Here is a 12,663-nt window from a genome sequence, read left to right on the forward strand (position 1 = left end):
GTTTTTGTCCAAAGGACTCCTTTGGATGAGTTTGCAAATGTAAGGATACTCAGTTTAATGTCAAAACCTTTTTTATATTACATTGTGTTTACTAATTTATTGAGGGCGCACCTGCTTATTGGGTAACTTTGGATCATGGCAGATCATCTAATTGAATTGAACGTAACCGGGATGCACTGTAACAACTGTGCCATATCGGTACACAGGCTTTTGGAGAAGAAAGGCCTGCACGATATTCACGTCGATTTTGCCGGCGAAGAAGTAAAATTCACCACCTCCGACGAATCGGTTTTACCCGAAGTAATAAAAGGCATCGAAGGCTTGGGATACCATGTGGTAGAAGACATGGCCAATAACCACGAACCTTTTTACCAAAAAATTGAGAACAAATTCATCTTTTCGTTGATATTTACCATCCCGCTTTTACTACACATGGTTTTTCCATGGCATATTTTACACAACGCTTATCTGCAATTAGCCCTTTGCCTGCCCGTGTTTTTGTTGGGATGCTGGCATTTTGGCAAGAGTGCTTTCAACTCCTTAAAAAGCGGCGTGCCCAATATGGATGTACTCATTTTTGTGGGTTCATCATCGGCATTTATTTATAGTTTGATTGGTACTATCCAGCATTTAGGCGAAAATTATCTTTTTTACGAAACCGGGGCCACCATCATTACCCTGGTTTTATTGGGGAATGTATTCGAAAAGCGTTCGGTAAATCAAACTACCTCAGCTGTTAAAGACTTGGTTAAAATACAGCAAGTAGATGCACGCAGGTTAGTGAACGGAACGGTCGAGGTCATTAATGCACAGGAAATACGCCCCGGCGATACGCTGCTTGTAAACGAGGGCGACAAAATACCTGTCGACGGCGAAGTGCTATCCGGGGATGCTTCGGTCGACGAATCGATGCTGACAGGCGAAAGCACCCCTGTCGAAAAAGCAAAATACGATAAAGTAATAGGAGGTACCATCGTACAACATGGCAACATCCACATGCTGGCCACCAAAGTAGGCTCTAATACCGTCCTTTCGCAAATCATCGAGCTGATGAAAAAAGCCCAGGGTGCAAAACCGCCTGTACAAAAATTAGGCGATAGGGTAGCGGCTATATTTGTGCCGGTGGTTATTGGTATAGCCCTGCTCACCTTCGCGTTAAGCTACTGGGCTTTTGGCATCAGCTTTCAAAACGCTTTGATGCATGCCATCGCGGTATTGGTTATATCATGCCCGTGTGCTATGGGCCTCGCCACGCCTACGGCCGTTATGGTGGGCTTGGGGCGCGCCGCAAAAAATGGCATACTCATTAAAGGTGGCGATACGATAGAGGCCGTAGCGAACGCTAAATACGTTGTATTCGATAAAACCGGTACGCTTACCACCGGCAAATTTAAAATACAGGAAATAAAGGCCGAAGCCGCCGAAATGGAAAAAGTACGGGGCATCATCCTTTCTATCGAGGAACGTTCAAGCCACCCCATCGCGCAATCGCTGGTAAACGAATTGAAAACATTGCCACTGCAAAAGGTCATACTCAAATCGGTGTCCGAAGAAAAAGGCCTGGGCATGCGTGCCGAAGATGTGGAGGGCAATCATTACTTTTTGGGCTCCGGTTTAAAAAAAGATGAGGCGGCAAAAGGTTCCGATTTTAATTTGTTCCTGTATCAAAACCAAAAACTGCTGGCGCAGATATCTGTTGAAGATGAGATAAAGCCCGAAGCTAAAGGCCTTATAGCGCAACTCAAAAAGATGGGCATTATCCCGGTACTGCTTAGTGGCGACAGGAAAAGCAAATGCTTGCAGGTTGCCGAAGCGCTCGGTATCGAAAAAGTGCATTACGAACAATTGCCCGAGCAAAAGCTTTCGGTTATCGACCTGTACAAACAAAAAGGCACTACCATTATGATTGGCGATGGCATAAATGATGCCCCTGCATTAACGCAGGCTGATGTTGGTGTATCCATGAACGACGCCAGCCAGGTAGCCATACAATCAGCAAGGGTAGTGCTATTAAATACCGACCTGCACTCCGTAGTCAAGTTTTTGCAGGTGAGCAAACATACGCTCATCACCATTAAACAAAACCTGTTTTGGGCATTTGCCTATAATGTCATCGCTATCCCCATAGCGGCTGTCGGGTTGCTGAATCCCATGGTTGGCGCTTTCGCCATGGCATTTTCGGATGTGGTTGTGATAGGCAACTCCCTCCGGTTAAAGAAGAAAAAGATATTCTAAAACAAAAAAGTCATTCCTACGCGAAGTAAAAATGACTTAATGATTAATGACCCAATGACTTTCTTAATTCGCCATCATCTTCAAAAACGAAGCTAATTTGGCTTTCATTTGCCTGCGGTCCACAATAAAATCCAAAAAGCCATGCTCCTGTACAAACTCGGCGGTTTGGAACCCTTGTGGCAAATCCTTCTTGATGGTTTCTTTGATTACCCTTGGGCCGGCAAAGCCAATCAATGCGCCCGGTTCCGCAATGTTCACATCGCCAAGCATCGCGAAGGATGCAGTAACACCGCCGGTAGTAGGGTCTGTCAACAACGATATATAAGGTATTTTTGCTTGCGATAACAATGCCAGTTTAGCCGAAGTTTTGGCCATTTGCATCAGCGAGAAAGCGGCCTCCATCATACGTGCTCCGCCCGATTTCGAAATCATTAGGAATGGTATTTTTTTAGCGATACAATAATCTATCGATCGTGCTATCTTTTCGCCTACAACCGAACCCATCGAACCGCCTATAAAATTAAAATCCATACAGGCTATCACCAACTCCTGACCCTCAATTTTACCATGGGCTGCGCGTATGGCATCTTTAAGGCCCGTTTTTTTCATGCTTTCGGCAATGCGGTCGGTGTATTTTTTGGTGTCGACAAAACCCAGAGGGTCGCCCGACGTAAGGTCCGGGAACAACTCTTTAAACTTGTCATCGTCGAACAAAACAGAAAAGTATTCTTTTGACCCAATACGTAAATGATAGCCGCAATAGTGGCAAACGTATTGGTTTTCCACCATTTCCGAATTATGAAGCGGTTTTTTGCACGACGGACATTTGTTCCAAATACCGTCAGGCGCTTCTTTTTTTTCTTCGGTGGTGGTAATGATCCCTTTGGATTCCCTCTTAAACCAAGCCATTACAGTGTCTTTCTCTTTCAAATCCCTGCAAATATAGTAGTTAATACGTAATAGAAAAGTAGTTGTTCGAAATGCTTATTCATAAGCCATCTCAATTAAGCGGAACATTCTTTTTAATAACTTTATAACCTAAAAAGTGACAACAATTTTTCCGCCAACTATTTCCCATTTAATTAATTTCCGATTAACTTCGGAGCGAAAACCAAAAACACTCAAAAACATGGACATCAAAAATTATAAAGGCGTTTTACATGGCGACCAGGTGCAGGAGCTTTTCGAAGCTGCAAAAAAGCATCAATTCGCTTTGCCCGCCGTTAACGTTATAGGTACCAATTCCATCAACGCCGTTATGGAAACCGCCAAAGCGGTCAATTCGCCGGTTATCATTCAACTTTCTCATGGCGGAGCGCAGTTTTATGCAGGCAAGTCCTTGGATAATTCAAAACTGCAGGCCTGTATTTTGGGCGGTGTTTCAGCAGCTCGCCACGTGCATCTGCTGGCCGAGCATTATGGTGTTGGTGTAGTATTGCATACCGACCATGCCGCCAAAAAATTATTACCATGGATAGATGGGTTGTTGGATTACGGTGAGAAGTTCTTCGCAGAAACCGGTAAGCCTTTGTTCTCATCACATATGCTCGACCTGTCGGAAGAGCCTATCGAAGAAAATATCGAAATATCGGCCAAATATTTGGCCCGCATGGCCAAAATGGGTATGACACTCGAAATCGAACTCGGCGTAACCGGTGGCGAAGAAGACGGTGTTGATAACAGCGATGTGGATAGCTCACGTTTATATACCCAGCCGGAAGATGTAGCTTATTCATACGAGCATTTGTTAAAAGTTAGTCCGCGTTTTACTGTAGCAGCGGCTTTTGGCAACGTACACGGTGTTTACAAACCGGGCAATGTTAAATTGCAGCCTATAATTTTGCATAACTCGCAGGAGTATGTGAAAAAGAAATACAACCTTGCTGCCGAAAAACCCATCAATTTTGTATTCCACGGTGGTTCAGGCTCAAGCCAGGAAGAGATACGCGAAGCCATTTCTTACGGTGCTATCAAAATGAACATCGACACCGATATGCAATGGGCATTTTGGGAAGGAATCAAAGATTACTACAAATCGAAAGAAGGTTATCTGCAAAGCCAAATCGGTAGCCCTGATGGAGCTGATTCGCCAAACAAAAAATATTACGATCCGCGTGTATGGTTGCGTAAGGGCGAAGATAGTTTTGTTAAGCGCTTAACCACAGCGTTTGATGATTTGAATTGCTTAGACGTTTACAGCAAACTGTAAGCTAAAACATAGCTATTAAAAACGCCGCGCTTGTCGCGGCGTTTTTTTGTTTACCTGATAAAACGAATGCAATGCCAATCGAAGTAAAAAAAGTTACCGACCCGGCCGAACTTGAAACCGTTTTCGCCATACGCCGCGAAGTTTTTGTTGGCGAACAAAATTGTCCCCCGGAGCTGGAATGGGAGTACGAAGACGAGTCGACCCACTTTTTGGCCAAAGTAGATGGTGTGCCTGCCGGTGCATCGCGTTGGCGCAAAACTGCCAAAGGTTATAAACTGGAACGCTTTGCGGTATTGAAGACATTTCGTAACCAGGGGGTAGGGCAGGCCTTGGTGCAAACTGTTTTGAACGACTTGCCTGCCGATGCAAGCTATGTGTATATGCATGCCCAAATACAGGCAATAACACTATACCAGCGTTTCGGCTTTGTAAAAGTAGGCGAGCAGTTTGAAGAAGCGGGAATACAGCATTTTACAATGGAACGTAAAAGGTAATTACCCAAATATCTTCCCCGAAAAAGCCATAGCCTCGTTCCATTTGTCCATATTCAAACCAAGCTCAACGCCTTGGCTTTCCAAATAACCTATCAACGTTTCCGTCGCGATGTTGCCTGTCAACTTATCCGCAGCCATGGGGCAGCCGCCATATCCCTTCAGAGCACTGTCGAAATTAGTACAGCCGCTTACGTAAGACGCCTTGATTTTTTGGATACTGGTTTGGGGCGTGGAGTGCAGGTGTACGCCAAATTCCGTTTCGGGGAAGCGTGTGGATAGATGCCTGTACAAATAACCGATATTCTCGGGCGTGGAAACCCCGGTGGTGTCCGACAGCATCATTGTTCCGATACCTTCGCCTGCCATCTTTTCGGCCCAATGTTCTACGATGTCGGCATTCCATTCGTCCCCGTAAGGGTTGCCAAATGCCATCGACAGGTATATGCGCAGTTGCTTGTTGTGCTTTATACAAAGTTCATGAATCTGCTTCACCGTATCGAATGAGGCGATGATGCCGGAGTTTGTATTGCGCTGCTGAAAGGTTTCGGATATCGAAAACGGGAACCCCAAATAGGTGATTTCTTCAAACAGCACCGCATCTTGCGCACCGCGTAAATTGGCCACAATGGCAAGTAGCTTGGAGCGCGACTGGCTCATATCTAACTCCGACAAGACCTTTGCCGAGTCCTGCATTTGCGGCATCGCCTTGGCTGATACAAAGCTCCCAAAATCGATGGTATCAAAACCTACCTGCAGCAGTAGGTTGATATATTCGGCCTTGATATAGGTCGGCACAAAATCATGCAGGCCCTGCATGGCGTCGCGCGGGCACTCGGTCAGTTTGATACTTGGGGGCATTCTCGTAGGTTAACTTTAATAAATGTAGGGTTTAATGCAGCTAATTGTCAAGTCCATATCGTAAAAAAAGGCCGTCAGGTTAAAATCCTGACGGCCTCGTATGGATTTAAGCCTCAAGCTTACCTCAAATCTTTTTTACCAAAGTCGATGATAACCGGTGTGGCCACGCAAATTGATGAGTAAGTGCCGAAGCACACCCCAATCAATAACGCGAACGAGAAGCCCCTGATCACATCGCCACCGAAGATGAACAATACGATCAACACGAACAATACCGTCAATGCGGTAATAATGGTACGGCTTAGTGTGGCATTGATAGCCTGGTTGATCACCTCTTTTGGATTGTCGGTTTTAGCATGGTGCAGTTCAAGGAACTCACGTATCCTATCGAACACCACCACCGTATCGTTAATAGAGTAACCAATAACCGTTAATATCGCCGCTATAAATGCTTGGTCAATATCCAGCGAGAAAGGCAACAAGTCCTTAAATATCGAGAAGAACGACAATACCATCAAAGCATCATGTGCGGTAGCCACCATAGCACCCAAACTGAACTGCCATTTGCGGAAACGGATAAGGATATAGGCCGAGATGATAATGATTGCGAAGATTACCGCGTAAAAGGCTTTCGATTTCAAGTCGCTGGCAATGGTGGGACCAACCTTTTGCGAACTCATGATTTGATAATCAGGACCGATTACCGAAAGACCTTGTTTTAATTTGGCCTGTACGTCATTATCGGCAGTTGTCGAATTATCATCTATATGGTACGTTGTAGTAATGCGCACCTGATTGTTGTCAGCACCATAAGTTTTTACTTCGGTTTCCTTGTTTAGGGTTTGGTCTACAGCCTGACGTACTTTTTCAGCCGAGATTTGTTTGTCATACCTTACCAAAAAAGTACGGCCACCCTTAAAGTCTACACCGTAGTTAAAGCCTTGGGTAAACATGGATATCAAACCCGCCAAAATAAACACACCTGAGAAGATATAGAATTTAAAACGGTTTTTAACAAACTGGTAATTGGCGTTTTTAAAGGTGTGCGAGCTCCATGGGTTCGAAAACTTGATCACCTTATCTTTGTCTTTCGACAGCATCCACTCAAATATCAACCTTGATATCAGGATAGAGCAGAACAATGAAGTTACGATACCGATCATCAACGTAGTAGCGAAACCGCGGATAGGGCCGGAGCCAAACACATATAATATTGCACCTGTTAAGAAGGTACTGATGTTCGAATCAAGAATAGAAGATAAGGCGTTTTTGAAACCGTCAGCCAATGCGATGCGCATCGATTTACCGTGGTTCAACTCCTCGCGGATACGCTCATAAATCAATACGTTGGCATCCACCGCCATCCCGAGCGTCAGTACGATACCGGCAATACCTGGCAAAGTTAATACCGCGTTTAAGCTGGTGAGCACACCCATCAAAAAGAACACATTCACCAATACAGCGATGTTGGCCACGGTACCGGCACGGTTGTAATAGGCTATCATAAACAATAGCACTACAATGAAGCCGATAACACAGCTCATTAAGCCGTCGTGTATAGCTTGCTGGCCTAACGATGCACCAACTACCTCTTCTTCAACAATGCGTGCAGGCGCTTTTAAACGGCCCGATTTTAATATGTTGGCCAAATCCTTTACGTCGTCAACACTGAAGCTGCTTCCGCTGATGGATGATATACCACCGATGATAGGGTCTTTAACGCCAGGTGCAGAGTAAACATTATCGTCCAAAACAATAGCTACATAGCCTTTGGTTTGCCTTGATGAAACCTCGGTAGTTATTTTGCCCCATTTTTCGGCACCGGTCGAGTTCATTACCATCACCACCTCGTTTCCACCTGTTGCTTGATCAACACTCGGACGAGCGTCCTGAATCACATCTCCCGAAAGGGCAGGGGTGTTATCAGGGCCGGTCAGCTTCATGGCATATAGTTTGAAAACTTTTTTGTCGCCCTCAGGCTTAACGTCCCACAATAATTTGCAGGTACGTGGCAACGAAGCCAACGCTTCGGGGCTATGTAAATAGGCGTTTACCTTTGCAGTATCTTTTTGCAACGCGTAACCTACCACAGGTCCGGGTTCGCCACCCATTTGTCCGGTGTTCGGGTCGCGACCAATCAAAAGCTTTAATATCGACCTTAGCGGTGCTTGTATATTCAAAGCATTGGTTTTGCCCAGTGCCGAAGTATCCGTAGCCTTAGTCAATTTGCTTAACAAAGAGGTTTTTGACGTGTCTTTTTTGTCGGCAGTTATTTTGGCGGCAACAGGTTTAGCCGCAGTTTTAGCGGTATCCTTTGCCGAAGCTTTCAATTTCGCTGCCAACAGTTTGTCCAGATTGTCCAATGCCGGTGCAATTTCGGAATTGTCATAAGTTTCGTAAAACTCCAGATTGGCCGAACCTTGTAACAGGTTGCGCACGCGCTCCTGATCGGTAACGCCGGGTAACTCAATCAATATACGGTTACCTTGTTGCAGCTGTATGTTAGGCTGAATTACCCCAAATTGGTCGATACGGGTATTCAGTACCGTTTTGGCTTGCCCAACAGCTACAGTAGCCTGATCTTGCAAATAAGTTTTTACGTCGCTGTTGCTGGCGTTAAACTTGATATGGTCCTGGTTTTCTTTGGTGCTGAAGATAGCAGCAAGTTTACCATTCGGCGCAACTTTTTCATATTCCTGTACAAACAGTGTAATATAATCAGTCGTGCTGGTTTTGGCTATCACATTGGCATTGGCAATTGCCTGGTTAAATGCCGGATCGGGGTTGTTGTCCGATAAACTCTTTACCAATTCGGCTAACGATACCTGCATGGTAACATCCATGCCGCCCTTTAAGTCCAAACCTAAAGCCAATTGCTTGGTTTTAACATATTGGTAGTTGAACTTCAAAAGTGGGTACACAGGTTGTGTATCCATCGAATCGAGGTATGCTTTCTCTTTTAATTGCCTGTCCGCAGGTTTGAAACGTTTCGCGTATTCTGCGGCATCGCCTTCCACTTTCCGGGCAACCCACGTAAACGAGAGTTGGTACAAACACACTATGGCCAACAGAATGGCGAAAAATTTAATAACTCCTTTACCTTGCATTGTAAGTTAAAATGTATAATTAATTAGTCTATAAGCTTTTTTAAACAAGACGGCAAATCTAATAAAATTTCGGAAAACGAATTTTTAATTCACACAAAATAAAAATTGATGTGTTTATGTGCGCTCTAACGTGATAAATGAAAAGCTAAATTGGTGATTTTCATCTGTTTGATGGTCTTCTCGCGCTGTCTCGTGCCAAAGCTTATAATCAATTTCCGGGAAAAACGTATCGGCGTCGAAGCTGTGGTGCACAATCGTTAGGTAAATACGGTCGGTAAGGTGCATGGCCTGTCGGTAAATTTCGGCCCCGCCAACAATAAACACCTCAGCCTCGGTTTTGCATATCGCGATAGCCTCCTCCAACGACTTCACCACCTCGCAACCCGCTATCTCTATATCCTGCCTGGTGATCACAATATTCCTTCGCTTAGGCAAAGGCCTGCCCACCGAATCAAAGGTTTTGCGACCCATAATAACGGTACCGCCGGCGGTGGTATCCTTAAAATGCTTCAGGTCCTTCGGCAGGTGCCACAAAAGCTGATTATTCTTGCCTATGGCGTAATTACTGCTTATCGCGACGACTATGGTGATGGTTAGTTTCATTCAGCTTTTTTATCTACGCGTCATTGCGAGGTACGAAGCAATCGCTACGCGACAGGTCGCCGACGGACATGGGTAATTATGGATATATCGCAAATCTTTTTCCCCAACCCTCTTTCCTGCGCAGCAGAAGAGAGGGTCGACCAGCGCAGCGTAGTCGGGGTGAGTCGACTGCGCCACATGGGTAAATATGTGTGTCTTAAAATAAATTCTCAAACCTTCACCGTCGCCGCAGGGTCTCTCGCAGAGGACCGTGCGTTTGCAGGATATGGGTAAATATGGGTATAATTAACTATTTACATGGGTTATATATCCACAACTACTTGTCACAAAGATACGAAATTTCGACCATTCGAGTGTTCGAATTTAGTATACAGTCATGCTTCTTGTTGTAGGTACATTTCCAACTACTATACCAAATAGAAAGTTTTTTAGTTTTTTTCTGTCCCTCCAAGCATATGAATTAGCACCTTCCCATTCATCAAACTCAAAAACCACTGAAAATGTATAAATGTCTGGTTTTAATCCTAAGTAACCTTTGAAGTTTTTCAGGGTCCTTACTACTTCATCATCGCAGCTATCTGGTAACGTTTTTAATCTGGCAATATCTGTTATCGTTCCGTCTTGATTAATCTTGAATGATATCGAAACCTTTCCTTGCACGCCGCTTTTCTTTGCGACATCGGGATACTTAATATTTTGTTCCAAAAACTTTTTCAAAGTAGGTGCGAGAACGCTGTCGGCTGCTTGACTATACACTTTTCCGACCAAAAGCGAAAACATCAAAACAAAAACCGAAATAATGCGCTTCATAACTTTTTGACTAATTGCGTAATATTTACTTTTCAGTTCCCCCTTTAGTGAGTTAGGGGTCTATACCGCCACTGCCCCCTTAATATGCGGCCAGGGGTCGTAATCCTCCAAAGTAAAATCATCAATGGTAAACCCAAAAATGTCTTTCACGTCCGGGTTTATCTTCATGGTGGGCAGCGGGCGTGGCTCGCGGCTCAATTGCAAATGCGTTTGCTCAATATGGTTATTGTACAAATGCGCGTCGCCAAAGGTGTGTACAAAGTCGCCATAGTCCAGGTCGCATACCTGTGCCATCATCATGGTAAGCAGCGCGTACGATGCGATATTGAACGGCACCCCCAGAAATATATCAGCGCTGCGCTGATACAATTGACATGAAAGTTTCCCTTTCGTTTCCCCCTTCAGTGGGTCAGGGGGCTGCACATAAAATTGAAATAAACTATGGCAGGGCGGCAAAGCCATCTGGTCAACATCGGCCACGTTCCATGCCGAAACCATAATGCGGCGCGAGTCGGGGTTTGTTTTCAAGGTTTTTACCACCTGGCTTATCTGGTCAATATGCCCGCCATCGGGTTTTGGCCAGCTGCGCCATTGGTAGCCGTACACCGGGCCCAAATTACCATCCGCATCTGCCCACTCGTCCCAAATGTGCACGCCGTTCTCTTTCAGGTAGCCTATATTGGTGTCGCCGCTCAAAAACCAGATGAGTTCATGTATGATGGATTTGAGGTGTAGTTTCTTCGTGGTAACCAACGGGAAACCGTCCTGCAGGTTAAAGCGCATCTGGTAGCCAAACACGCTGATGGTGCCGGTCCCCGTACGGTCGTGCTTTTGTGCGCCGTTCTCCAGCACATGGCGCATAAGGTCTTGGTATTGTTTCATTTTTTGTCGGTCATTAAGTCATTGGGTCATTATTCATTGGCCTATCGCTAAAAAAAACAATGACTTAATGACAAATGACACAATGACTCTTAAAACACAAAGGAAATTAATCTATTTTTGGTTTCCTACGGATGTGCAAAAATAGCGTCCGTGTTAATCATTCTGCATGATCAATTTTCCAAACGCAAAGATCAATATCGGTTTAAATATAACCAGTCGCCGCAGCGACGGCTATCATAACCTCGAAACGGTTTTTTACCCCATCAAACTCAACGACGTACTCGAAGTGATTCCCGGCGATGAACTGGCTTTTACCTCTTCGGGCATCGATATCCCCGGCAGGGTAGAGGATAACCTTTGCGTAAAGGCCTATCATTTGATAAAACAGGATCACGACATGCCGCCGATCAAAATCCACCTGCACAAACATATCCCCATAGGGGCGGGGCTTGGCGGCGGCTCGGCCGATGCAGGTTTTTTCATCAAACTGCTCAATCGGGTTTTTGATTTGAACTTATCCGTTGATGTCATGGAGGCCTACGCCCGCCAGCTCGGTGCCGACTGTGCCTTCTTCATCCAAAACAAACCCACCTTCGCTTTTGGTAAAGGCGACGTGTTTGAACCCGTTCAACTCGACCTGTCGGCCTACCACCTCGCACTCGTAATGCCGCCCACCCATGTGTCCACGGCCGAAGCCTACCGGGGTGTAAAACCCGCACCCGCCAAAACTTCCTTAAAAGATCTGATCAAACTCCCCATCGCCGAATGGCGCAACCATATCAAAAACGATTTCGAAGAACACATCTTCAAAGCGCATCCCGAAATAAGAGGGGTGAAGGCAGCCCTGTACCAGGCCGGTGCCCTGTACGCCTGCATGAGCGGGAGCGGGGCTTCCGTGTTCGGGATATTTGATCAAAAACCGGATCTTGGGTTTTTGGCCGAAATCAATCAGGTTTTCGATTTGAGCTAAAAGCTGAAAGCCAAAAGCACAAAGCTTTTTTGATTTCAGATTTTTTTTCTTCGCTTTCAGCTTGCTGCTTTTCGCTTTCTGCTTTGGTTCGCTTTCAGCTCAAACCCCCGCATCATCACTCACCCCTTTCCCGAAAGCCTCTACCCAATCCCTTTCGCCGCCGCCTTTGGCTACGGCCGTTAATAAGCGGTTATGGGCGAGTGTAGCAAGCGGCATAGGGGTTAACGTCAATTGCGATAGTTTAAGGGCAAGGCGGGCATCTTTTAAACCCAGTTTCGTCTTGAAGCCTACAGGCTCGTATGTTTTGTTTGCAATCAGCTTGCCATAGTTCTGGTAAATGGGCGCGTTAAAAATTGTCGAGCCGAAAAACTCTGCCACCTGTTTGCGGTCAAGCCCGCTTTTCTCAGCAAGGGTAAAGGCTTCGGCCATCAGCTCCAGCGAGGCGATGATCATAAAGTTGCCCGCCACCTTCAACACATTGGCCGCGCCAACGGC

General features: G+C 45.5%; 11 protein-coding genes. 4 read left to right on the top strand and 7 right to left on the bottom strand.

What is annotated here, in order from left to right:
- The first annotated feature begins 135 nt into the window (after window positions 1–135).
- On the top strand, window positions 136–2,235 hold the full coding sequence (locus QZX97_RS15955) for a cation-translocating P-type ATPase (protein WP_295654420.1): 2,100 nt from the start codon (window positions 136–138) through the stop codon (window positions 2,233–2,235).
- Between the two features lie 63 nt (window positions 2,236–2,298).
- On the opposite strand, the gene accD is transcribed toward QZX97_RS15955, so the two are convergent.
- Window positions 2,299–3,144, bottom strand: a complete 846-nt coding sequence (accD, locus tag QZX97_RS15960; protein ID WP_295654487.1) for an acetyl-CoA carboxylase, carboxyltransferase subunit beta — start codon at window positions 3,142–3,144, stop codon at window positions 2,299–2,301.
- A gap of 220 nt (window positions 3,145–3,364) precedes the next feature.
- On the opposite strand from accD, the gene fbaA reads away from it, so the two are divergent.
- Both fbaA and QZX97_RS15970 read left to right on the top strand, forming a co-directional pair.
- The gene (fbaA, locus tag QZX97_RS15965) at window positions 3,365–4,444 is read left to right on the top strand and encodes a class II fructose-bisphosphate aldolase (protein ID WP_295654419.1); all 1,080 of its coding nucleotides are present in this window, start codon (window positions 3,365–3,367) and stop codon (window positions 4,442–4,444) included.
- A gap of 71 nt (window positions 4,445–4,515) precedes the next feature.
- Window positions 4,516–4,938 (top strand): GNAT family N-acetyltransferase, encoded by a 423-nt coding sequence (locus QZX97_RS15970; RefSeq protein ID WP_295654417.1) that lies wholly within the window; start codon window positions 4,516–4,518, stop codon window positions 4,936–4,938.
- Here QZX97_RS15970 and QZX97_RS15975 read toward each other — a convergent pair whose 3' ends face one another.
- The 5 genes from QZX97_RS15975 to QZX97_RS15995 all read right to left on the bottom strand — a co-directional run bounded on the left by QZX97_RS15975 (window position 4,939) and on the right by QZX97_RS15995 (window position 11,198).
- Window positions 4,939–5,796 carry a hydroxymethylglutaryl-CoA lyase gene (locus QZX97_RS15975; RefSeq protein ID WP_295654415.1) on the bottom strand — a complete coding sequence of 286 codons (858 nt, stop codon included), beginning with the start codon at window positions 5,794–5,796 and terminating at the stop codon, window positions 4,939–4,941. It lies immediately after the preceding gene.
- Window positions 5,797–5,915: 119 nt separating this feature from the next.
- Window positions 5,916–8,903 (bottom strand): protein translocase subunit SecDF, encoded by a 2,988-nt coding sequence (secDF, locus tag QZX97_RS15980; RefSeq protein WP_295654413.1) that lies wholly within the window; start codon window positions 8,901–8,903, stop codon window positions 5,916–5,918.
- A 114-nt stretch (window positions 8,904–9,017) separates the two neighbouring features.
- The gene (locus tag QZX97_RS15985) at window positions 9,018–9,506 is read right to left on the bottom strand and encodes a dihydrofolate reductase (RefSeq protein ID WP_295654412.1); all 489 of its coding nucleotides are present in this window, start codon (window positions 9,504–9,506) and stop codon (window positions 9,018–9,020) included.
- Window positions 9,507–9,869: 363 nt separating this feature from the next.
- Entirely contained in the window at window positions 9,870–10,316 is a 447-nt protein-coding gene (locus QZX97_RS15990; RefSeq protein WP_295654411.1) for a TonB family protein, read from the bottom strand.
- A 60-nt stretch (window positions 10,317–10,376) separates the two neighbouring features.
- Complete coding sequence (locus QZX97_RS15995) at window positions 10,377–11,198, bottom strand: thymidylate synthase (RefSeq protein WP_295654410.1); 822 nt, start codon at window positions 11,196–11,198, stop codon at window positions 10,377–10,379.
- Window positions 11,199–11,364: 166 nt separating this feature from the next.
- Here QZX97_RS15995 and ispE point away from each other — a divergent pair, with 166 nt between their 5' ends.
- On the top strand, window positions 11,365–12,168 hold the full coding sequence (gene ispE / locus QZX97_RS16000; RefSeq protein ID WP_295654408.1) for a 4-(cytidine 5'-diphospho)-2-C-methyl-D-erythritol kinase: 804 nt from the start codon (window positions 11,365–11,367) through the stop codon (window positions 12,166–12,168).
- Between the two features lie 99 nt (window positions 12,169–12,267).
- Here the strand turns inward: ispE and QZX97_RS16005 are convergent.
- A partial coding sequence (locus QZX97_RS16005) for an NAD-binding protein (RefSeq protein WP_295664788.1) occupies window positions 12,268–12,663 on the bottom strand: 396 nt, incomplete at its 5' end.

The organism is uncultured Mucilaginibacter sp. (assembly GCF_903893715.1).
GTDB lineage: Bacteria > Bacteroidota > Bacteroidia > Sphingobacteriales > Sphingobacteriaceae > Mucilaginibacter.